This window comes from Polaribacter sejongensis, assembly GCF_038024065.1.
GTDB classification, from domain to species: domain Bacteria; phylum Bacteroidota; class Bacteroidia; order Flavobacteriales; family Flavobacteriaceae; genus Polaribacter; species Polaribacter sejongensis.
Genome location: NZ_CP150667.1, coordinates 3,974,117 through 3,996,835, shown reverse-complemented (window position 1 = coordinate 3,996,835; position 22,719 = coordinate 3,974,117). Strand labels below are relative to the sequence as shown.

The 22,719-nt window shown below is 28.9% G+C and carries 19 protein-coding genes; 9 read left to right on the top strand and 10 right to left on the bottom strand.

The features are described from left to right. The 3 genes from WHD08_RS16430 to rlmB all read left to right on the top strand — a co-directional run bounded on the left by WHD08_RS16430 (position 1) and on the right by rlmB (position 3,117). Positions 1-1,488 carry a SusD/RagB family nutrient-binding outer membrane lipoprotein gene (locus WHD08_RS16430; RefSeq protein ID WP_208890016.1) on the top strand — a complete coding sequence of 496 codons (1,488 nt, stop codon included), beginning with the start codon at positions 1-3 and terminating at the stop codon, positions 1,486-1,488. A gap of 24 nt (positions 1,489-1,512) precedes the next feature. Next, on the top strand, positions 1,513-2,280 hold the full coding sequence (locus WHD08_RS16425) for a hypothetical protein (protein ID WP_208890017.1): 768 nt from the start codon (positions 1,513-1,515) through the stop codon (positions 2,278-2,280). Between the two features lie 72 nt (positions 2,281-2,352). Next, on the top strand, positions 2,353-3,117 hold the full coding sequence (gene rlmB, locus WHD08_RS16420) for a 23S rRNA (guanosine(2251)-2'-O)-methyltransferase RlmB (RefSeq protein ID WP_208890018.1): 765 nt from the start codon (positions 2,353-2,355) through the stop codon (positions 3,115-3,117). 94 nt (positions 3,118-3,211) lie between these two features. On the opposite strand, the gene WHD08_RS16415 is transcribed toward rlmB, so the two are convergent. Next, positions 3,212-3,901, bottom strand: coding sequence for a rhomboid family intramembrane serine protease (locus WHD08_RS16415; protein WP_340832987.1), 690 nt, complete (start codon positions 3,899-3,901; stop codon positions 3,212-3,214). 73 nt (positions 3,902-3,974) lie between these two features. Here WHD08_RS16415 and WHD08_RS16410 point away from each other — a divergent pair, with 73 nt between their 5' ends. After that, entirely contained in the window at positions 3,975-5,246 is a 1,272-nt protein-coding gene (locus tag WHD08_RS16410; RefSeq protein WP_208890020.1) for a replication-associated recombination protein A, read from the top strand. Between the two features lie 116 nt (positions 5,247-5,362). Here WHD08_RS16410 and WHD08_RS16405 read toward each other — a convergent pair whose 3' ends face one another. The 3 genes from WHD08_RS16405 to WHD08_RS16395 form a co-directional block, all read right to left on the bottom strand. Beyond that, on the bottom strand, positions 5,363-6,115 hold the full coding sequence (locus tag WHD08_RS16405; RefSeq protein WP_208890021.1) for a hypothetical protein: 753 nt from the start codon (positions 6,113-6,115) through the stop codon (positions 5,363-5,365). A 136-nt stretch (positions 6,116-6,251) separates the two neighbouring features. After that, positions 6,252-6,935 carry a YjjG family noncanonical pyrimidine nucleotidase gene (locus tag WHD08_RS16400; RefSeq protein ID WP_208890022.1) on the bottom strand — a complete coding sequence of 228 codons (684 nt, stop codon included), beginning with the start codon at positions 6,933-6,935 and terminating at the stop codon, positions 6,252-6,254. Between the two features lie 511 nt (positions 6,936-7,446). Next, positions 7,447-8,538, bottom strand: coding sequence for a hypothetical protein (locus WHD08_RS16395; protein ID WP_244183290.1), 1,092 nt, complete (start codon positions 8,536-8,538; stop codon positions 7,447-7,449). 225 nt (positions 8,539-8,763) lie between these two features. On the opposite strand from WHD08_RS16395, the gene WHD08_RS16390 reads away from it, so the two are divergent. Beyond that, positions 8,764-9,522: a class I SAM-dependent methyltransferase gene (locus WHD08_RS16390; protein WP_261972686.1), complete on the top strand. Its 759-nt coding sequence runs from the start codon at positions 8,764-8,766 to the stop codon at positions 9,520-9,522. Between the two features lie 3 nt (positions 9,523-9,525). On the opposite strand, the gene WHD08_RS16385 is transcribed toward WHD08_RS16390, so the two are convergent. The 5 genes from WHD08_RS16385 to WHD08_RS16365 all read right to left on the bottom strand — a co-directional run bounded on the left by WHD08_RS16385 (position 9,526) and on the right by WHD08_RS16365 (position 15,771). Next, on the bottom strand, positions 9,526-10,542 hold the full coding sequence (locus WHD08_RS16385; protein WP_340832979.1) for a polysaccharide deacetylase family protein: 1,017 nt from the start codon (positions 10,540-10,542) through the stop codon (positions 9,526-9,528). Then, complete coding sequence (locus WHD08_RS16380; RefSeq protein WP_261972684.1) at positions 10,517-11,398, bottom strand: hypothetical protein; 882 nt, start codon at positions 11,396-11,398, stop codon at positions 10,517-10,519. Before WHD08_RS16380 ends, WHD08_RS16385 begins: the two co-directional genes overlap by 26 nt. Next, positions 11,398-12,702, bottom strand: a complete 1,305-nt coding sequence (locus WHD08_RS16375; RefSeq protein ID WP_208890027.1) for a polysaccharide deacetylase family protein — start codon at positions 12,700-12,702, stop codon at positions 11,398-11,400. The genes WHD08_RS16380 and WHD08_RS16375 overlap by 1 nt, the downstream gene beginning before the upstream one ends. 85 nt (positions 12,703-12,787) lie before the next feature. Then, a complete protein-coding gene (radC, locus tag WHD08_RS16370) occupies positions 12,788-13,474 on the bottom strand; it encodes a RadC family protein (RefSeq protein WP_208890028.1) in 687 nt (228 codons plus the stop codon). A 98-nt stretch (positions 13,475-13,572) separates the two neighbouring features. After that, positions 13,573-15,771 carry a tetratricopeptide repeat protein gene (locus WHD08_RS16365; RefSeq protein WP_208890029.1) on the bottom strand — a complete coding sequence of 733 codons (2,199 nt, stop codon included), beginning with the start codon at positions 15,769-15,771 and terminating at the stop codon, positions 13,573-13,575. A gap of 396 nt (positions 15,772-16,167) precedes the next feature. Between WHD08_RS16365 and trkA the strand changes: the two genes are divergently transcribed. The 4 genes from trkA (at position 16,168) to WHD08_RS16345 (ending at position 21,335) form a co-directional block, all read left to right on the top strand. Further along, the gene (trkA, locus tag WHD08_RS16360; protein WP_208890030.1) at positions 16,168-17,514 is read left to right on the top strand and encodes a Trk system potassium transporter TrkA; all 1,347 of its coding nucleotides are present in this window, start codon (positions 16,168-16,170) and stop codon (positions 17,512-17,514) included. 2 nt (positions 17,515-17,516) lie between these two features. Beyond that, positions 17,517-19,019 carry a TrkH family potassium uptake protein gene (locus tag WHD08_RS16355; RefSeq protein ID WP_208890031.1) on the top strand — a complete coding sequence of 501 codons (1,503 nt, stop codon included), beginning with the start codon at positions 17,517-17,519 and terminating at the stop codon, positions 19,017-19,019. Between the two features lie 89 nt (positions 19,020-19,108). Then, complete coding sequence (locus WHD08_RS16350) at positions 19,109-20,248, top strand: hypothetical protein (RefSeq protein WP_340832976.1); 1,140 nt, start codon at positions 19,109-19,111, stop codon at positions 20,246-20,248. Further along, positions 20,238-21,335, top strand: coding sequence for a nucleotidyltransferase family protein (locus WHD08_RS16345; RefSeq protein WP_208890033.1), 1,098 nt, complete (start codon positions 20,238-20,240; stop codon positions 21,333-21,335). Before WHD08_RS16350 ends, WHD08_RS16345 begins: the two co-directional genes overlap by 11 nt. On the opposite strand, the gene WHD08_RS16340 is transcribed toward WHD08_RS16345, so the two are convergent. Beyond that, positions 21,319-22,671, bottom strand: coding sequence for a UDP-N-acetylmuramate--L-alanine ligase (locus tag WHD08_RS16340; protein WP_208890034.1), 1,353 nt, complete (start codon positions 22,669-22,671; stop codon positions 21,319-21,321). The genes WHD08_RS16345 and WHD08_RS16340 overlap by 17 nt on opposite strands. Between the last annotated feature and the right edge of the window lie 48 nt (positions 22,672-22,719).

Here is a 22,719-nt window from a genome sequence, read left to right as displayed (position 1 = left end):
ATGAAAAAATCAATATTAATAATGTTCGCTTTTGCTTTGGTTAGTGTAAGCTGTAGCGATTTTCTGGATGTCAACGACAACCCCAACAATCCACCTATTTCAACGCCACGTTTAACATTACCTGTTGCTCAACAAAGTTTTTCAACATTGAATGCAAGAACAATGACGTATTTAGGAAACTTTTTAGTAGTAAACTGGGCAACACCATCAAACTGGTCTTCAAATGAAATCTACTCTCGTTATAATTTTACTGCAACAGATTTTAGTAATATTTTTGAAACTTCTTATGCAGATATTTTTAAAAATTTAACGTATATTGAAACATATGAAGATCCAACAGGAGCAGTAGATTACACATATTATCAAGCAATTTCTAAAATTATAAAAGGATTTCAGTATCAAATGCTTGTAGATTTATATGGTGATGTACCTTATACTGAAGCAAACTTAAGAGGAGATAATACAACTCCAAAATATGATGATGCAGAAACAGTGTACAAAGCAGTTATAGAAGAATTAACAGCTGTAGTAGATTTAATAAATAATGCACCTACCAATGCTCAAAACCCAGAAACACAAGATATCATTTTTGGAGGAAACATGTCTCACTGGGTTGAATTTGCAAACACTATTAAATTAAGAATGCTAGTTAGATTAAGTAATACTGGTCAAGATTCTTACATTGCTAGTCAAATTGCAACAATTAATGCTAATGGAGCAGGCTACATAACTACAGATGTTACCTCTAATCCAGGTTATACAACTGCAGAATTTAAACAAAACCCTTTCTATGATTACTTTAGACAACCTGTAACTGGAGATGAACAAAATAGAGGTGATTATACAGTTGCTTCAGAACATGCCATTACATATTTAACAAATACAAGCGATCCAAGATTAGAGCGATTATATGCTCCTTCAGAAAATGCTGATGAGTTTAAAGGAACTGAACAAAAAACGATACTTCCAGGTACCGGTTTTACTTCTAAGGATTTAGCAAAAGTTGGTCCGGGACTAATAAAAAGTGCAGAAGGAGATCAAATAATTATGTCAATGGCTGAAGCTCTTTTTATTCAATCAGAAGCTACAACTAGAGGTTATATATCTGGTGGAGACGCTGCAGCTCAGGCTAATTATGAAGCAGCAATTGAGGCTTCATTTACTCAGTTAGAGGTTGCAGATCCTATAGCAAGTGCACAAACTTACTATGCACAAACTACACCAAATGTTAACTGGTCTAATTCATCTAATAAAATACAAGCAATTATAACTCAAAAATGGGTTGCGCTTAATGGAACTTCTTCTATAGAATCTTGGATAGATTTAACAAGAACAGGATATCCTGTAGGATTACCGATCCCAGAAGAGTCTAATGGTTCAAGACCTGTAAGATTACTATACCCTTCAACAGAGGTATCTAGAAACAGCGACAATGTACCTACACTAACAAGTGATGATGTATTTACAAAAAATCCATTTTGGAAATAAAAGCAATAATTTAAAACAAATAAAATGAAAAATATAAAAATATTAGTACTACTTTTCGTTAGTACTTTTGCATTTACATCTTGTGATGCATTATTGGATGATTATGAAACTGATTTTGGAAAAGGTCCAATAGTCACTCAATTTTCAAATAAAGAAGTTACGAACAACTTTTTACAAGATGGTACAGGTATCGTTTATGAATACGAAGTACCTATTGAGTATAGAGGTGGAAATGGTACTGCACTTAACGAAGATGTTACTGTAACTATTTCTGTAGATGCTGCTTCTTCTACTGCAACAGAAGGAAAAGAATTCTCTTTAGGAGAAACTAGTTTTACAATACCTGCAGGATCACAAGAAGCAACGGCTTCAATTATGGTTAATTCAGCTGAATTAGATTCTTCCAATCCATTAACTGCCGTTATTCAAATTGAAACATCTACACAAACAGTTTCAGATAGTAACAAAACAGTTATTACTTTGCAAGCAATTTGTCCTTCAAGTTTAGAAGGCGAATATGTTAATCAAGCGTATGGTGATCCAACAACAATTACATCTACTGGACCTGGAACTTATACAGTAAGCAGAGGTAATTATTTCACTACCGCATACTCTTTTAATATTTCAGATGTTTGTGATAACTTAACAATTACAGGAGGATATTTAGCAGATAATTTTGGAATTGCACAATCTGGTTCTGGTAGTGTAGATCCTGCTACAGGAACTATTACATTAACATACACCGCTGATGGCTATTTTGATGCAAGAACTTTAGTTTTAATAAAACAATAAACTTACCTATTTTTTTATTTTAAAAACCACCTCTTAACGAGGTGGTTTTCTATTTTTAAGTACATTTGCAAAATGGAGAATAACATTACAACACCAACTACCAATATTTTTGGTATTAGAGCTATTATAGAAGCTATAGAAAGTGGTTCATCAATAAACAAAATATACTTACAAAAAGGATTAAGAGGAGAATTGTTTTATGACCTAAACAAGTTAATTAAAACAAACAACCTTACTACTAGCATGGTGCCTGTAGAGAAGTTAGATAGGTTATCTAAAAACAGTAATCATCAAGGTGCTGTTGCTCAAATATCTCCAGTAGAGTTTTACGATTTAGAAGAATTGATAGAAAAAACAGTAGAGAGTGATAAAATACCTTTATTCTTATTGTTAGATCAAGTTTCTGATGTACGTAATTTTGGTGCTATCATTAGAACAGCAGAATGTTCTGGAGTTAACGGAATTATCATTCAGAAAAATGGAAGTGCTCCCGTTAATGCTGAAACTATAAAAACATCTGCGGGTGCAGCTTTTAAAATTCCTATCTGTAAAGTAGATCACATTAAAGATGCCTTATTTTTATTACAAGCATCAGACATTAAAACGGTAGCAGCTACAGAAAAGACAGAAGATTCTGTATATGATATCGATTTTAAGCAACCAATTGCTATAATTATGGGTTCTGAGCATAGAGGTGTAAACCCTTCTATATTAAAAATGGTAGATTACAAAGCCAAATTACCTTTGTTAGGTGAAATAGCTTCTTTAAACGTATCTGTTGCATGTGGTGTTTTACTATATGAAGCAGTAAGACAAAGAATTGTAGTAAGCAGCTAAAGAGATTAAAAAAATATATTTAAACAAAGCTGTATGTAAGAAATTATGTACAGCTTTTTCTATTACTACTTTATTTAGAAAAAGGTAAGTAGGACTAAAACTTCTCTTCTAGTTTTTCATCATCGAACTCCTCCTCTACTTTTGGCGGGGCAAAATTACCATGTTCATCAAACAAAGCATCAAACTCTGTTTCTATAAATTGATGTTCTTCTCTTACAATTCCTCTATTTCTAAAAATAACTGCAAAAATAAGACCTACTACAAAACCAGATAAATGACCTTCCCAAGAAATACCATCTTTTATAGGTAACACATACCATATCATACCTCCGTATAAAAAGATGATAATTAAAGACAATGCGACCAACCGAAAGTGTCTTTTTATAATTCCACTAAAAAAAACAAAACTAAAAAGCAAGTACACAATTCCGCTTGCACCTATGTGATAAGATTCTCTTGCAATACACCAAGTTATTAAACCTGTAAAAAAACCACCAAGAAGCAAAACTTTATAAGCAACATCTCTATAAAAATAAAAAAGACTGCTTAAAAGCACAAATAAAGGGATAGAATTATTAAAAAGGTGACTTACATTACTATGTATAAAATGAGTCAAGAAAACACCTCTAAAACCAACAAAAGTTCTTGGAAAAACACCATATTTATTAAAATTGAGATCAAATTGTATTTCAACCCAATAAATAAACCATATTGCAACAATGTATACAATTGGAATTAAGAAAATAGATTTTGATATTTGTAAGTGATTCTCCTCTTTCATCATTATAAAAATAACAAAAATAGAACCAATCCCGATTTTTACAATTTCTGTCAGAAATCTTTATTATTTTTACAGAATGAATGAACCTTTGGCAGAAAGAATTAGACCTAAAACTTTAGAAGACTATATCAGTCAGCAACATTTAGTGGGTAAAACGGGTGTTTTAACCAATTTAATCAAAAAAGGAATCATTCCTTCATTAATTTTATGGGGACCTCCAGGAATTGGAAAAACAACGCTTGCCAATATTATTGCAACAGAATCTAAACGTCCTTTCTACACATTGAGCGCTATTAGTTCTGGGGTAAAAGATGTACGAGAGGTTATAGAAAAAGCTAAAAAAAGTGGTGGGTTATTTACGGTTAAAAATCCTATTTTATTTATTGATGAAATTCATAGATTTAGTAAATCTCAGCAAGATTCACTTTTAGGAGCCGTAGAAAAAGGATGGGTAACATTAATTGGTGCAACTACAGAAAACCCTAGTTTCGAAGTTATTCCTGCCCTACTCTCTCGTTGCCAAGTCTATATTTTAAATTCTTTTGATAAAACTGATCTCGTGGCACTTTTACATAGAGCTATGGAGAAAGACGAACTTTTATCAACCAAAAAAATCACTTTAAAAGAAACCGATGCATTGTTACAAGTATCTGGAGGAGATGCTAGAAAGCTTTTAAATATTTTTGAATTATTAGTATCTGAAGAAGATGAAATTGAAATTACCAACGATTTAGTACTCGCTAAAATTCAGAAAAACACTGTTAGATATGATAAAACAGGGGAACAACATTATGACATTATATCTGCTTTTATAAAATCGATTAGAGGTAGTGATCCAAATGGAGCAGTTTATTGGTTGGCTAGAATGATTGAAGGAGGTGAAGACGTAAAGTTTATTGCCCGAAGGCTACTTATTTCTGCTTCCGAAGATATTGGAAACGCAAACCCTACAGCATTAATATTGGCCAACAACACGTTTCAAGCTGTTTCTGTTGTAGGGTACCCAGAATCTAGAATTATATTAAGTCAATGTGCTATTTATTTGGCTAACTCCGCCAAAAGTAATGCTTCATATATGGCTATTAATGATGCTCAGAATTTAGTACAGAAAACGGGAGACTTATCTATACCTATTCATTTAAGAAATGCACCAACTAAATTAATGAAAGATTTAGACTATGGTAAAAACTATAAATACTCGCACAATTACCCGAATAATTTTGTAGAACAAGAATTTTTACCTGATGAAATATCTGGAACAAAACTGTATGAACCAGGTAATAATGCAAGAGAAAATCAGTTTAGAGAAACCTTAAAAAATAGATGGAAAAACAACTATGATTATTAATTTATATCAATAACTTTTATCAAAAAAAAATGTCACTCAGAAATTATTTCCAAGTGACATTTTTTATTCAAAATAAAACTAAGAATACTAAGTTTTAATTTTTGACGGAAAATTAATTAAAATTTTATTTGATATTCTTCTTTTACTAATTGGTCATTTTTATAGTATTCTGCAATCCAACTTTCTCCATGTTTATAGAGCGTTCCGTCTTTTCCTTTAATTACATAAACATCTTTCTTGTTTGTATTTAAAATTATAAAAACAACTTCTGGTTTTAAATTTACCAATTGAAATCCATTATTTTTTTTCTGTGCATATAAAACATTAGTAGCATTAGATTCAGTGTTAATTTCATTTACACTTGTTTTAACGGTAACAGCAGGTTCTTTTACCTTTACTATTTCTGGTTTCACCTTTTCTTTAACAGCTATAGAAGTATTATAATTATACTCTAAATCTTCCATTGTTTCGTAAGCTCTTCTTATAGCCTCTTGATACCCTTTTTTATATTCCTTAAGTTTGCTCTTACCAACTTCTGAAGTGTATAAAACATTATTATTACAGTCTTGTAATTTAATTACACTTTTAATGGTAAACATACTAGAATCATCTACAACTACTGCTGTTAATGCTTTACACCTATTTAGCATTAAATCTTCTGGTAATTTTTCATTGCTTAGAAAAACTTCAAATCCTTTTTTTTCTAAAAGAAACTTAGTTAAAGAACTCGTTTGGTATTGATCTGAACTCTTTAAAAAATCGAATCGATCTGGTACAATTACATATTTGTAGTTATTAATATCTAGTTCTTGACTAAATGCTGATATTGTTATTAAAAACAAAAAACTAAATGCTATTTTTTTTATCATTTTAATTGAATATTTAATGAATTTCTAATTTTACAGTACTATTATTTTCTGATGCAATATCGCAAAATTGTGCGATACCATCTAAAATTCTAGATAAATTAACTTTTATTTATTTAAATATAAAACGCTCAATCAGTTATAAATATTGCTTTATTTCTAATAGAGAACTTACAGATACTAAATTACTTTTATGATGTGAAACATTGTCAAAATTACAATGAATAGCTTGCATACCAACGCTCAATGCTCCTTCTATATCTGCCTCAATATTATCACCAATCATAATAGAATTGTCTTTATTTGCTTTTGCGATATCTAAAGCGTACGTAAATACTTTAGGATTTGGCTTTTTAACACCAACAGATTCTGAGGTAATAATTTTATCAAAATAATGATAAATATTAGAACTCACCATTTTCTTGTTCTGTACTTCTTCAAAACCATTGGTAATAATGTGCAATTGATACCTCTCTTTTAAGTAATCTAAAATTTCAAAAGTACCATCAAACAGATAATTAAAATCTGGTAAAAATGTTAAATAATCTATAGACATTTTATCTATAACCTCATCTGAAACAGTATAATTTAAAGCGTCGAAACTATTTTTTAATCTACCGTATCTTAAAGCTTCTTTAGTTACCTTTTCTTCTCTAAACAATTTCCAAAACTCAAAATTTATAGGCTTATAAACTTCTAAGAAAGCGTTTAAATCAACTTTTAAATTATTCGCACTAAAAACCTTTTCGAAAGTTAAATCAGAATTTTTATCGAAATCCCATAAAGTGTGGTCTAAATCAAAAAAGACGTGTTGTATATTCATGTGTTAAAAGTATAAATAATTAATAATATAAAAGGCTGTAGTAGGTTATATTTGTAAATAGCAAAATATCTTTCTTGAGCAATAAACTAAAAGTTTAATTTTTATATGGCTAGTATCTTTCCAAGGTTTTTACCAACCAATCGAGATTTTACTCAAAGACCTGTAAAAGCTGTTTCTTTGAATTATAATGTAACCGTTATTCATATAATTTCTGATTAAAAAGATAAAAAAAACAGACACTAAACAAGTAAAGTTATTAATGCTGTATAGACACGTACATAGCATATCTTAAATACTCTAAAAAGCAAATTAAAAAACCATTTTTTTGTATAAAATCTATTAAAATTATATCAAAAAAACAAGATATAATTTCAGAACGTTTTATAGAATACAATTTCCCATAATATTAAAACCTTTCATGTTTACAAAAACAATCATCTACCATAACAAGAAATTAAAGTTTTGCATGTCCTGTTTTAAATGATTTAACAAACTCTCTATAAAATTAGCATTAAATAATCTTATTTTTATAGAGCGTTTGTTTTAAAATAATTAAACACAAAATAATTTCTAGTACTACACAAATAATAGTATAATAATATACGGTATCAATTTCATTTTTTTGAAGTACTAGATACCACAAAACAATACTTTTTATAAAAAAAGATATAAAAATAAACCAAAACAATTTTTTTAAAGTTTTCATAATATAAAATATATAAGCCATTGGAGAACTTACAAAGAGCAACAAGAACCAAAATGCTATCACCTCACTGAATTCTCCAGATAACTTCCATTTATCTCCCAAAACAAAAGTAAATAACTCTTTACCAAAAAAAATAAAAGGCAAATAAGAAATAAAACCTATTAAAAATAAAGTGCAAAATGTCTGAATAGTAATTTTTGAAAAACTTTCTTTTGATTTATGATAAAAAACAGATGCTTTTTGATAATACAATTCTCCAATATTTAGACTAATAATATTTTTAGGAATGTTTAAGACCTTTAGAGTCATATCATACACACCAACAATTCCAGTACCATAATATGCATTTAAAATAAAATTAGGTATATATTTACTCACTGTATTAAAAAATTCAAGACCAAGAGAACTTTTAATATACTTTTTATTATCTATAAAAACCCCTCTGATTTCTTTAAAAGAAGCATACCCAAAATTAAACTTTTTAATGCTCTTTTTATAATTAAAATTGAATAATAAAAAAGATGAAAACAAACCAATAATATATGCAATTATTAGCCCATAATCTTTCAAAAAAAAACCAAATAAAACTCCTACAACACCTACAAAAACAGCTTGAAAAACCTTATAAGTAGAAATCAGTTTATAATTTTTTATCTTATTATTCCAAGATAAAAAAATAGTAATATGTGATAAACTAAAAATAGAAATTGGAATTAACAACCATATAAAAGGAGGTTGACTAAAAAAAGGTATGGCAAAAAAATAAAGGATTAAGGTTAATAAAAAAGAAAGAAAAGAAAAAATTTTAATAATTTTTTTACATATTTCACTTAAATAGGCCGCTTCTATAATTGTTTTTTCAAGCACTATTAAATGTTCTATTCTAAATGTTGCCATTATTGACATTAAACTAACTACAGAAATAAAGATTGCATAGTCACCAAAATGTTCTTTATTATATATCCTTGAAAAAGACAAAAGGATTAAAACATTAATAAAAAGTGATATTAAACTACCAAAAGATAGTGTAAAAAAATGCTTAAAAGTTTTAAAATTTATTCTCATAACTAGGGAATAAAAGTACTACTTTTATTACTCTTATCTTTTTAATATTATTCAATTATGAAATCTTTAAAAAAAACATACCAGCAGACTATTCCTCAAAACATTAGAGCTAAAATGCATGTGTTTTTTTTTAAAATTAGAGCTGTATTTGTTATTGGAAATAAAGTTGAATGTAATTGTTGTAATAGCAACTTCTCTAGGTTTTTAGATTTTGGTGATTATAAAAAAAGGAAAAATGCTATTTGTCCTAATTGTTTATCTCTTGAAAGAACCAGAATGCTATGGCTATTTTTAAAAGATTCTAAATACCTTAAAGAAAAAACAATATTACAATTTGCTCCTTTTAAAGTAATTGAAAAAAAAATAAAACAGATTTCTTCGGTAAAATATATCAGTGGGGATATAGACCCAACATTAGCTATGAAAAAAATTGATATTACTGAGATAGATTATAATAAAAACTCTTTTGATGTCATTTTATGTAGCCATGTACTTTCTGTTGTAAAAAATGATAAGAAAGCAATAAAAGAACTTTATAGAGTATTAAAACCTAATGGAACTTTAATTTTGCAAACTTATATTTTTAAAAAATATGAAAAGACTTTTGAAGATTTTAATATAAAAACTAATGATGAAAGGTATAAGGCTTATGGTAAACACTATTTGCAACGTTGTTATGGTAAAGATTTTACAGAAAGGTTTTTAAAAGAAGGCTTTAGTGTTGATATTTATGATCCAAAAAAGTTTTTTACAGTCAATGAAATAAAAAAATATGGCATACAAAATAGTGGTGTAATATATTTATTTACAAAATAAATATTAATCTCTTTGAATTTTATGTTTATTTAATATTTTTTTTATAATATAAAAAATTAATTCACCCTTTATTATTGTTTCTGCTGAATATATTGAATTGTATTCCATAGGAATTCTTTGAAAATGGGAACTAATATCCTCATCCTTAAGACCTGCACTACCAAATGTTGTTATTTTTTTAGACTTAATTTTATTAAAAAAATCATTTTTTACACCATCATCTGAAAAAGGGAAAGAAAAAAATGAATCGTCTAAATTAAACTGTGTCTTTATTACTTCAACACTCTCTACGGTTTCAAGAAGTTGATCTTTTACACTTATTTGAGAATATCTTGGGTGATTCTTACTGTGAGCTCCAAAATCGAACCCTTTTTCTTTTAACTTTAAAACCTGAAGTCCAGACAAATAAGGCTTTTTATTTATTAAGAACTCTAAAAAAGAAATTTTTAATATTTTAGATAGTTTATCTAAAATATTACTTTCATTTATTGATACTTTTCTTAGAAGGGTACAAATATCTTCTTTATTAAAGAAATCTAAATCAAACAAGTCATTTATAGCTTCAATTTGATCTATCGATAAAGTATTTTCTCGAATATAATTAATAGATAAATTTACTTTATACCTATAAAATAATTGTTTATTATCAATAAAATTTGAATTTAAAAAATTGATACAAAATATTTTTTCTTTTAACAAAATAGGTGCAACAATCTTATAAAAGTTTGCCAAACCATCATCAAAAGAAAGAAAAAAACCAAAATTATCTAAATTGCTTTTTTCTTGTTTTAAATCTTTAACAGATAAAGAAGTGAAGTGTTTTTTTAAATATTGGATATCTTTTATAAATTGCTCTTTCGTTTTTGGTTTGTATAAATTATTAACTAAACTATTTTCACCATCATTAACAAAATGATAAAAAGGAAAAATGATGTTCTTTTTAGATAGTTTTAAAAGTAATTTTAAAGGAATAATATTATATATAATACTAAATTTAAATAAATCTTCTTTGAAATGCATTTGTTTTAAATTGATAATAATTTTCATTTACTGCTCCAAAACTTTTAAAAAAATTAGCAATTCCAATATTCATTGAACCTTCAAAATCAAGAATATAGTTTTTACCTTCAAAATCTTTTATTAATTCTGAAATTAAAAAAGTTATAGCATTTAATTTCTTTCCTTCTTTATTCATAACAGAAAATAAATAAGTAATTCTATAATTGTCTTTTAAAAAAAACACACCTCCTAATAATTTTTCATCTTTAAAAACCCCCAAAACAAATCCATGTTTATTATTTTTTAGTTTTTTTGATAATAGGTCTATTCTTTTATAATCTGAATCTTTATATGGCAAATAACTATAATTTTCTTTTGCTATTTTTAATAAACTATTAATCCCTGTTTCTTTTAAATATAAAGGAATTTTCTGTGTCATTTTTATAATTCTTTTCCTATTTTTATTAAATTTCTTATAATTTAATAAATAAGAACTATATATTTCTAGAACACAATTATTTTTTTTAAACATTTTTGAAACAAAATAATTTCCAGAATTAAAATTCAAAGAAACATTAAGAAATCTTCTTGGTATTTTTTTAATTAACTCTTCTTGAGTTTTAGTTGCTAATTTTTCTAACGCAAACACACCCAATTGCTGACAAAAAAAAGGTTGTGTAATATATTTTATAAAATATTTTTGTTTCCATGGCAGTGGCATCACAGCTTTATAATCACCTAAAACTAAAACATCCCAATTATCTGCAACAATATCTAAATACCAAGAAAAAGCATAGATTCTAGATTGAATAGAATTTTCTATACAAGCATCATATTTAAGAATATTTAAATCTTTTCTTTTAACATATTGAATCATTATGAAACAGCTATTTTAATCATAGATTCATACAGTCTTTTCCAGCCTTTCCAACGCAAATAATCACTTAAACTCTCGTTATGAAATAAGGTTATAAAAGTTCCGTTAACCGCTTTTACCTCATTTTTAATGTCTCTTATTCTCCCTAAAGATTGTTTAGGTGTTAGCTTCATATAATCGTTTAAAGTAGTGTCCATTAATGCAAATGGAAATACCTTTAACGGAGTTTGAATTTCGAAATCTAAATCGTAAAAATAAAAAGGCGTACACGTACTTGCTCTAAAACCTACGTTGCTTGCATAGCCCATAGAGTAATCTTCTTCTACTTCTAAATCTATTAAATGTTGATACGTTTCCGGCAAGCTAAATCGCAAATAATGTTGCCTAGACCTCTGAATTGGAGAATTAATAATATTCTCCAACCTCAGTTTTTCTTTTTTTAATAAAGCAGTATTGTGCATGGTAAAATAAGAAGGATGTAAACCCACTTTTGCATAATCTACCATTTCTTTAATAAGTAGTTTGTACTTACTTTTTGAAGCAGAAACATTGGTATCAAAAGTAGTATAATCGCCAATTAAAAAGAAAAAGATTGTTTTAATTTTATATTCCTTTTTAATCTCTAAAATTTTCTGAAAAGTATCAAAAGGATCTTTTTTTAGATTGAACGTAACTGCAAATCGATTCCAAACATCTAACACTCTAAAATGAAGTAAATCATTAATAAAACCACCTACACTTCTTATCAAGCTCTTATACTTATAAGCATACGCATTATCAATATCTACTGTAGAAATAAATTCATATTTACGATTTTTGTAATCATAATCTGGAAACTTTTCTTTTAAAGCATCTAATAATTTATAAGCCCAAATATCTACTACTGGTTTTTCTAAAAAACGTTTTTTATAAGCCAAACTCTGGTCTGCAGTATAACGACCATGAATATCTTTTACGTGTGGTAAATATTCTTCATATCTAGTAATAAGATAAAAACTTGCCGCAAAAACATCAAAAGGAATAGAAGATTTTGGTCCGGTTTTAAAGAAACAAGGAGTTTCATCCCATTTCTGCATAGAAATCTCCATATCATTCACACCTTGCTCAAACAATAAATTGTTACTTTTTACAAAAAACTCATTCCCTAAAGGTGTTTTTGTGTAGGTCATCTTAGGACCATTAAAAGCCACAAATTCTTCTACTTTAGAAGTAAAATCTACCGGAATTAATAAAGTTCTTGTAAGAATATGTTTAAAAATATAACGAACTCTTGGTGTAATTTTATGTGTATAAACTAGTATCATGTATTCAGTTTTCAGTCTCAATTTGCGGTCTCAGTAATCAGTTATAATTTCAAGTAACTTTTTTACTAATTACTATAACTGCAAACTAAAGCAATCCTTCATCTGCAAAGCTAAAATACGCTTTTTCGGTAATAATTAAATGATCTAGCAGCTTTATATCTAAAGTGTTTCCTGCTTCTTTAATTTTTTGAGTAAGTTGTTTGTCAGCATTACTAGGTTGTAATTTACCAGAAGGATGGTTATGGCAAACAATCATTGCTACAGATGCCAATTCTAAGGCTCTTTTAAACAGCAACCTAACATCTACAACTGTGGCCGTTAAGCCTCCTTTACTAATCTGACTTTTGGCCAAAACTTTGTTAGAATTATTTAAAAACAAGACCCAAAATTCTTCGTGCTCTAAATCTCCAATAACAGGTTGCATTAAATTAAAACCATCTTTACTACTGGTAATTTTAGGTTTTTCTAAAGCTATTTCTAATTGACGTCTTTTACCAATTTCTAAGGCGGTAATAATAGCAATTGCCTTTGCTTCTCCTATTCCCTTAAAAGTTGTTAATTTTTCTACGGATAATTTTGCAAGTTCATTAATGTTACCATCTACCTCCTGCAAAATTCTTTTAGATAATGCAACAGCGCTTTCTTGTCTATTGCCAGATCCAATAAGAATAGCAATTAATTCTGCATCAGAAAGTGCCATTTTTCCCTTTGCTAACAGCTTTTCTCTTGGCCTATCATCTAAAGCCCAAGATTTAATAGTTAACTTTTCCATTTTCTTTTTTTATAAAAATACAAAAATGAAAATTAACTATTTTAACCTACTTTTAATCAGTTAAACGAGAGCTATCATAAAGGTTATGAACTCAAAAGTTATTGCAATTGATTTAAAAAATTTCTATATTGTTGGTTGTTTGGATATAAATCGACCAATCTTTGTACAATATTTTTCGCTTTTGATTTTTGATCAGATTTAGAATATAGATAAGCCAATGCGTACAACAAGCCTTCATTTTGTGCATCAACTTTTAGACCAGCAACCAATGCTTTCTCACTATTTTTAAAGTCTTGTTTTTTATCATACAACAAACCTAAATTATAATAAACACGAATATTATCTGGCATTTTTACCATCGCTATTTTAAGTTGCTCAATTGCCTCATCTTCTCTATTTAATTCGGCATACATTAAAGCTAAAGAGTAATAAATAGGTCCATATTCTGGCTCTTGCTCAATTACTGTTTTAAAAGCTGCTTCAGCCTTTTCATATTCTTTAATATTATAATATAACGTTGCTAAATTTATTCGTATTTGATTGTTGATAACATCAATAGATTGTGCACTTTCAAAATTTTCTATTGCTTTTTCTATGTTCCCTTGTTTTAAAAAGTAATCTCCTTTTTTCATTCTTACCCCTACAAAATCTGAATTTGTATCGATATGTAACCAAAATTCTTTTTTTACTTTTTGATAACTTTCTTTATAAACTTCAGGTACATCTGTTTCAGCCAAACCTCCTAAACCATAGAAAGCCTTTACCCTAACACTTCTTTTTGGGTCTTCTAATAAAGGTAAAAAATAAGCATTATAATCCGTGGTATTTATACCACCTAAAACATCTACACTTGCTCCTCTAACCAAAGCAGAATCATCATTTAAAAGTGAAATATAATCTTCCACAAAATTCTGAGCATTGTAATTAGCCAACACTTTTGTTGCAGATGCTCTTACTATTTCTGGTTGATGCGTATCGTGCATCAAATCAATTAAACCTTCATGACCATTTGGTTGCATGGTTATTCCTGGTGCTAGTTTTTCTGAATAATGAATAGAATCTACCTCTCCAAATAATTTTGTAAAATTTTCAGCAGCCCAAACATCATCTTTATCTGTATGACAACCAGAACAAGCATTTGGATTTCCATATTTTACACTTAAATCTGGTCTTGGCACTCTAAAACTATGATCTCTTCTAAAGTCATTTCCCATATAAAATCTTCCGGTCATGTGGCAGTTAATACATTTTGCCCCATCGGTATTTTGTTCGTGAAAATGATGTGTAGGAGTATCATATTTTTCCGGAACATGACATTGAGCACACAATTTATTACCATCATATTTTAGTTTTAAGGAATGTGCATCATGGCAATCTGTACAAGTTACATCATTTTGATACATTTTACTCTGTGTAAACGAACCATACACATAATCTTCATCTAAAATTTGTCCGTCTGCCTGATATAAAGGGGCTTCTAATAATTGTGGATAATAGTGGTCTAACATTGTACCTTCAAAATTAAAGGCTCCAGAAAACTGCTCTCTTCTCATGTGGCAACGTGCACATTGATCTACCAATTCTTTGGGGCCAGTTTCCATAGTCATTTGAAAAGTTCCGCTATCCATATAATCTTCACCAAGTTTATCTACATCGGCAACGTGTTCTTTTCCTGGGCCATGACACGCTTCACAATTCACATTAATAATTGTAAACTCGGTATTATAACTATGTGTTTCTACATCGTAATTTTTACGAACATTTGTAGAGTGACAATCAGAACACATATTATTCCAATTTAAACCACCTCTAGACCAATGCAACCATTCAGAATGTACTACTTTAAAATCTGGATATAAATCGAACCATTTATTCTCTACAGAATCCCAAGCAGTTCTTAAACATTGGTAATGTCCGTCAGGAAATTGAACAATATATTGCTGTAAAGGAGTAATACCAAACGTGTATATTATTTTATAATCGTGATTTTCACCATCTGGTCCTTCCGTATTTACATAAAAATCATTGTCTTTTTTATAAAAATGAGAAGTCACACCCTGACTTGTAAATTTCTGATTGTTAAAATCACCTAAAATAGAAACACTATCGGCAATTTCCATCGCTTTATCATGATGAGAACCTTCCCAACTTTTAAATTGATCTTGATGACATTCTTTACACTTCTGATCTCCTAAAAAATGATCATCAGGAATAATTTTCCCCGAAAGAAAAACACTACTATCAGCTACCACAGCCTTATAATCTTGTTTTTTATCACAAGAAAAAAAAGACATCATAAACAAAGAAAAGATTAAAAATGAGTTTATTTTTAAAAAGACGGATGAGCGTAAGTTGGTTAATTTCACGAATACTATGATTTATAAATTGTAGCAGTAAATCTAAAATATCTATTTAATAGAAAATAAGATATTTATCATTTTTTATAGAAAAAATATATTTTTATTGAAACAAAAAAAGAATAGCAATTGTTTTTACTCTACGAAAAGCAATAAAATATTTCTGATTATTTTATTTATATGCTGATAATATTTTACACTGATTATCTAGATACCGGTTGTTAGCTTTACAAATACGCAAAATAACCAATACATACTTAAAATTGAAAAAATCTATTTATTTCACTTTCCCATGAAAACTCTTTATATCTTTGCCAACACATACTACTTTAAATTATGAAAATTATAATAGCTGGTGCTGGAGACGTTGGTTTTCACTTAGCTAAACTTCTTTCTTACGAATCTCAAGACACCTATATCATAGACTTTGATGGTGAAAAGTTAGAATATCTAAATAGCCATTTAGATGTAATTACTAAAAAAGGAGATGCTACATCCATAAAATTATTAAAAGAAATTGGAATTGAATCTGCAGATTTGTTAATTGCGGTTACAGATAGCCAGAATACCAACTTTACTATTTCTGTAATTGGAAAATCTTTAGGAGCTAAAAAAACAATTGCTAGAATAGACAATCCTGAGTTTCTAAATAATTGTGAAGTAGATTTTAAACAATTTGGTTTAGACTTTATGATTTCGCCTCAAGAATTAGCGGCTAATGAAATAAAAATGCTGTTAAATCAATCTTCATTTAATGATACTGTAGCCTTTGAAAGCGGTATTTTTAATGTGTTGGGTACGCCATTAACCTATAAATCTCCCATTGTAGATTTAACCGTTAAAGATGCAAAACAAAAGTTTGCTGATGTAGATTTTATTACAATTGCAATTAAAAGACAAGGTGAATCTCAAACCATTATTCCTAGAGGAGATGTTGTTTACGAAATAGGAGACCAAGTTTATTTTTGTGTTCCTAATTATAGTATGAATGATCTTTACCCTATTACAGGTAGAAAACGACTAAAGATTAAAAATGTAATGATTCTTGGTGGTGGTAGTATTGGAGAAAAAACGGCAAGAAAACTTTGTAAAGATAATTTTAGAGTAAAACTTATAGAAAAGAAAAAAGATAAAGCAGAGTTTCTTGCAGAAGAACTAAGCGACACTTTGGTTATTAATGGTGATGGTAGAGATTTAGAACTACTAGAAGAAGAAAACATTAGAGAAACAGACGCTTTTATTGCTGTTACAGGAAACTCTGAAACCAATATTATGTCTTGTTTAGTGGCAAAATCTAAAGGAGTTAAAAAAACGGTTGCCTTGGTTGAAAATATGGATTATATCGATATTTCTCAAACTATTGGAATTCAATCTTTAATTAATAAAAAACTACTTGCAGCAAGTAATATTTTCAGACACATAAGAAAAGGTGAAATTTTAGACCTCGCCAACTTACACAACGTAGATGCAGAAATTTTTGAATTTGAAGTTATGGAAGGTGCTAAAGTATCAGAATATCCTATTAAAGATATCCGCATTCCTAGAGAAGCTATTTTTGGAGGTATTATTAGAGATAAAAAAGCAATTATGCCTCATGGAAATGTGCAAATTAAAACGGGTGATAAAGTAATTGTTTTCTGTTTACCAGAAGCTATAAGTGCCGTAGAACGCCTATTTAAATAAATATGACGAGTACTTTAAACACCAAAATAATATTTCGCTTTTTAGGTATTACAGCAATCTTAAACGGGTTCTTTATGTTTATTGCATATCCGTTTAGCGTGTACCACAAAGAAGATGCTAAATGGGGAATTTTAAATGCAGGAATTGTAACTGTAATTACAGGGCTGTTACTTTACTTTCTAAACAAACCTAAAAGCACCAATATAAAGAAGAAAGACGGTTACTTAATTGTTACCTTAGGTTGGTTAATTCTCTCATTAACAGGAATGCTTCCATATTTGTTTTCTGGTACAATACCAAGCGTTGCAGATGCTTTTTTTGAAACTATATCTGGCTACTCTACCACAGGTTCATCCATATTAACCGACATAGAATCCATGCCAAAAGGAATTTTATTTTGGCGAAGCGCAACCCATTGGATTGGAGGAATGGGAATAATTGTTCTTACCATTGCTATTTTGCCTCTTTTAGGTATTGGAGGAATGCAACTTTTTATGGCAGAAGCCCCAGGACCATCTGCAGATAAATTACATCCTAGAATTACAGATACTGCAAAACGCTTGTATTTAATTTATATATCGCTAACGTTTGCTCAATTCTTTTTATTAAAAATAGCTGGTATGACTTGGTTTGATGCCATTAACCATGCTATGGCAACAATGAGTACAGGTGGTTTTTCTACAAAGAATAGTAGCGTCGCTTTTTATAACAACTTACCTCTTGTACAGTATATTATTATCTTTTTTATGTTTGTTGCAGGTACTAACTTTGTAATTACTTATTTTGCTTTAAAAGGGAAGATTCGTAAAATTTTTGAAAGCGAAGAGTTTAAATATTACTTTGTTGGAATTATAGGTGTTTCTGCATTAATTGCTATTTTAATCATCTTTTTTCAAGATCCTAATTTACAAACAACCATTCAGCACCCTATGCTTTACGGTGAAGTAGAAAGCGCTATTAGACATTCATTATTTATGGTGATTTCTGTGGTAACTACAACTGGTTTTGTAAGTGCAGATTTTACCATGTGGAATTTCTTTGCAACAGGTATTTTCTTTGCATTGTTTTTTACAGGAGGTTCCGCAGGTTCTACAAGTGGTGGAATTAAAATAGTTAGGCATATTGTAATGCTTAAAAATAGCTTTCTAGAATTTAAAAAAGCCCTACATCCAAACGCAATTATTCCTGTAAGATTAGACGGAAAATCGATACCTCCAACTATTGTATTTAATATACTATCATTTTTTATTATTTACATGCTTATCTTTATATTAGCTTCTGTAATACTAACGCTTTTAGGATTAGACTTTATGTCTGCTTTAGGTGCTGCTGCTTCCTCTTTAGGAAACATTGGACCCGCAATAGGTAGTGTTAGTCCGGTAGATAGTTATGCACATTTATCTGATGCAGCTAAATGGTTTTGCTCTTTTTTAATGCTAATTGGTCGTTTAGAACTTTTTACAGTACTTATTTTATTTACTCCATTTTTTTGGCGAAAAAATTAAATCTATCATTCATTATTAAATAGTACACGGCTCAAGTTTTAGTCGTTTTTTGTTTTGTATAAATAATAAAAAAGTTACTTTTATTCTTTATGAAAAAACAATCGAATTTCTTGTATAAAACTGTTGAAGACAAAACTATTGTTTGGTTTGAGAATAGTAATGAATATTTAGTTTTAGAAAATACTACCGCAGATATTTTAAAAAGGTTAAGCAAAGGTATTTCTGTAAAAGAAATTGCTGAAGCTTTATCTAAAAAGTTGGCAGTTCCTTTAGACAGAACGATAGATTTTATAATAGACTTAGAAAAAAAGTTTTACACGCATAAAAGCAATAAAGAATCTGAAATCATTAATGATTATAGAGATATTGAAAAACCAAAATCTTATGAGTTTATAAAGTACTACAAAGTTAACAATGTTGTTTTTAAAGTTTCATATTTAAGTGAAAAAGAACTGTCTCTAGTGCATCCAAAATTTGCACATTTAATGATAAGCGACACCACTAAATTTGACTATGAATTTGATGTTTTTATAAATAATAATTTTATTTTCCTTATTGTTGATAAGCAACTGATAGGCGCTTGGAGCCGTAACGATATTCATTATTTTCAAGGAAAGTTTTCGATGCAATTTATTCAGAAAATTCATCAGAAAGAAGAAAACGAATGGATGGGTGTTTTTCATGCATCCGCTGTAAGCGATGAAAAAAAATCAATCTTATTTTTAGGTGATTCCGGCAATGGAAAAAGTACTTCTTTAGCACTTTTACAAGCAAGTGGTTTTACTTGTTTAGCAGATGATTTTGTACCGATGGATGTAGAAAAAAGAGAAGTATATAGTTTTCCTGCATCTATATCGATTAAAAAAAACAGCTTAGAAACGTTGCTTCCTATTTATCCAGAATTAGAAACAACCGCAGAATATAATTTTACGAGATTAAATAAAATTGTACGCTATTTAAAGCCCAATAACACCAATTATTTCAATCATTTACCTTGTAATGATTTGGTTTTTATAAAGTATGAAAAAGATGCTGATTTAACTTGTGAGAAAATTTCTAAAGTAACTGCTTTCCAGCAATTAATACCAGATTCTTGGATATCACCAAAGAAAGAAAATGCAGAAATATTTTTAGATTGGTTTAGTACTTTAAACTGTTACCAACTAACCTACTCTAATAATGAAGAAATGATAGCAGCTGTTTCTAAAATATTTAATAATGACTTATAAAGAAACGCTTTTTTTTATTGCCAAGTGTTTAACAATTTCTTCGGAAGAAAAAAACAAACAAGAAATTGAAAATCAGTTAAAAACTACAGAAATAGATTGGGAAGCTGTTGTAAAAGTAAGCACAGGTCATTTTGTATTTCCTGCTTTGTATTGCAATCTTAAAAGAGCCAATTTCTTACATTACTTACCGGAAGAATTAGTAAATTATATGATTCACATTACTGATTTAAATAGAGATAGAAATCAGGATATTATTGACCAAGCTATAGAAATAAATACTCTTTTATTTGCTGATAATATTACTCCTATTTTCTTAAAAGGAACAGGTAATCTCCTTGAAGGTTTGTACGAAGATATCGGCGAAAGAATGGTGGGTGATATAGATATAATTGTTTCTAATACCGATTTTGAAAAAGCTATTCAGCTTTTAAAAGATCAAAAGTATTCCGCTAAAGATGAGGTTTACATGAACTTTCATTGGCATTATCCTAAAATGGTAAAAGAGAATCGTATTGCTGCTGTAGAAGTGCATAACAAAGTTTTAAAAAAGCCATACACTCAGTATTTAGATTACCAAACTTTAAAAAAAGATTCTTTTAGTGTAAATAAAATTACAGTTGCTTCTTTTGAAAATCAATCTTTAATTACCGTTTTACAAAAACAGATTAATGATAATCTCTATTTTTCTAAAACGATTACTTTAAGAAATGTCTATGACAGCTATTTATTAGCTAACAAAACAACCTCTAGAAAGAGAGTTTTAAATAATAAAAAAATAGAAAAATATCTTAATAATTATGCAATTGTTGCATCAGAAATTTTAAATCAACCAAAGAGTTTAACTTTTATCAAAAATGAAGAAGCTTCTAAATATTTAGAATCTTACCTTTTAATTTTAGAAAACTCCCAAGCGGAAATCAAAAAAATTAATCGAATTAATTCTTATATAAAATTAAAAGATAAGCTAAAAATTCTACAATATTCTTTTACTGATAAAGAGTATCGATCATACACATTTAGGCGTTTTAAAAGTGTTCCATTTTATTTAAAACAATTTGGTTTTATAAAAACTAAACCAAATTCTTAACCTCCTCAAAATCTAAACCTCCATAATTACCAGAACTCATTAAAACCACTGCTGATTTTTCTAAATTCTGACTGAATAAAAAGGCTTTAAATTCAGCTGGATTTGTATAAATAGTTAAATCGTCTCTTTCAAAAGCGTTAGCAATTTGTTCTGCATTAACTGCTGATAATTGTTTAATTTTTACAGCATGCGGAGAATAAAAAACAACCGCTTTATCCGCTGCATCTAATGCTCCTTTATATTCTGCTAAAAATTCTGCATTTAAACTAGAATAGGTATGCAACTCTAAACAAGCCAAAACAGTTCTATCAGAATATTGTTCTTTAACCGCTTTTGTGGTTGCAGCCACTTTACTTGGTGAATGTGCAAAGTCTTTAAAAATTACTGTTGATGGAGTTTCAATAATCTTTTCTAATCGTTTACTTGCACCTGCAAAACTAGCAACGGCCTCGTAGAAATCATCTTCATCAATTCCCATGTGTTGACAAATCCACTTTGCTCCCGCTAAATTCTGAAGATTGTGTTTTCCAAAAACCTCTAAAGGTAAGTTTCCTTCTGCTGTTTCTAAATAGGTAATTCCGTTTTCTATAAAGTGTTCTGGTGTTGTGTAAGGATATTTCTTAATATGATTTTCAGATGATTCTACAACGTCTTTTACAATGGTATCTTCTTCATTATACACCATACTTCCTCCATTTACCATAGAGTCTGTAAAGATTTTAAACTGCTCTACATACCCTTCAAATGTTGGAAAAACATTAATATGATCCCAAGCAATTCCGCTTAATAACGCAATATTTGGTTTATATAAATGAAACTTTGGTCTCATATCTATTGGCGAACTCAAATACTCATCACCTTCTAAAACAATAAAATCGTTCTCTTCAGTTAAATGTACCATGGTTTCAAAACCATCTAATTGTGCACCAACCATATAGTCTACTTCTTTTTCATGATAATTCAACACATGTAAAATCATAGAAGTTATTGTTGTTTTACCATGAGAACCACCAATTACAACTCGCGTTTTATCTTTAGATTGCTCATATAAAAACTCAGGATACGAATAAATTTTCACACCTAATTCTTGCGCTTTTAATAATTCTGGATTATCTTTTTTTGCATGCATTCCCAAAATAATCACATCTAATTCTGATGTTATTTTCTCTGGAAACCAGCCAAATACTTCTGGCAATAGCCCGTATTTTTCTAAACGAGATTTAGAAGGATTGTGAATTGTATCATCAGATCCAGAAACTTGGTATCCTTTTTGGTATAAAGCAATTGCAAGGTTGTGCATGGCACTTCCGCCAATAGCAATAAAATGAATTTTCATCGAACAAAATTTAAAAAAGTAAAAATACAAAAGCTTACTACAATATAA

Coding starts and splice junctions, on each gene's coding strand:
- WHD08_RS16390 (WP_261972686.1), top strand. CDS start 8,764: ATGAAATCTTTAAAAAAAACATACCAGCAGACTATTCCTCAAAACATT.
- WHD08_RS16405 (WP_208890021.1), bottom strand. CDS start 6,115: ATGATAAAAAAAATAGCATTTAGTTTTTTGTTTTTAATAACAATATCA.
- radC (WP_208890028.1), bottom strand. CDS start 13,474: ATGGAAAAGTTAACTATTAAATCTTGGGCTTTAGATGATAGGCCAAGA.
- WHD08_RS16350 (WP_340832976.1), top strand. CDS start 19,109: ATGAAAAAACAATCGAATTTCTTGTATAAAACTGTTGAAGACAAAACT.
- WHD08_RS16395 (WP_244183290.1), bottom strand. CDS start 8,538: ATGGCAACATTTAGAATAGAACATTTAATAGTGCTTGAAAAAACAATT.
- WHD08_RS16425 (WP_208890017.1), top strand. CDS start 1,513: ATGAAAAATATAAAAATATTAGTACTACTTTTCGTTAGTACTTTTGCA.
- trkA (WP_208890030.1), top strand. CDS start 16,168: ATGAAAATTATAATAGCTGGTGCTGGAGACGTTGGTTTTCACTTAGCT.
- WHD08_RS16345 (WP_208890033.1), top strand. CDS start 20,238: ATGACTTATAAAGAAACGCTTTTTTTTATTGCCAAGTGTTTAACAATT.
- WHD08_RS16340 (WP_208890034.1), bottom strand. CDS start 22,671: ATGAAAATTCATTTTATTGCTATTGGCGGAAGTGCCATGCACAACCTT.
- WHD08_RS16365 (WP_208890029.1), bottom strand. CDS start 15,771: ATGATGTCTTTTTTTTCTTGTGATAAAAAACAAGATTATAAGGCTGTG.
- WHD08_RS16400 (WP_208890022.1), bottom strand. CDS start 6,935: ATGAATATACAACACGTCTTTTTTGATTTAGACCACACTTTATGGGAT.
- WHD08_RS16375 (WP_208890027.1), bottom strand. CDS start 12,702: ATGATACTAGTTTATACACATAAAATTACACCAAGAGTTCGTTATATT.
- rlmB (WP_208890018.1), top strand. CDS start 2,353: ATGGAGAATAACATTACAACACCAACTACCAATATTTTTGGTATTAGA.
- WHD08_RS16380 (WP_261972684.1), bottom strand. CDS start 11,398: ATGATTCAATATGTTAAAAGAAAAGATTTAAATATTCTTAAATATGAT.
- WHD08_RS16385 (WP_340832979.1), bottom strand. CDS start 10,542: ATGCATTTCAAAGAAGATTTATTTAAATTTAGTATTATATATAATATT.
- WHD08_RS16410 (WP_208890020.1), top strand. CDS start 3,975: ATGAATGAACCTTTGGCAGAAAGAATTAGACCTAAAACTTTAGAAGAC.
- WHD08_RS16415 (WP_340832987.1), bottom strand. CDS start 3,901: ATGATGAAAGAGGAGAATCACTTACAAATATCAAAATCTATTTTCTTA.
- WHD08_RS16355 (WP_208890031.1), top strand. CDS start 17,517: ATGACGAGTACTTTAAACACCAAAATAATATTTCGCTTTTTAGGTATT.
- WHD08_RS16430 (WP_208890016.1), top strand. CDS start 1: ATGAAAAAATCAATATTAATAATGTTCGCTTTTGCTTTGGTTAGTGTA.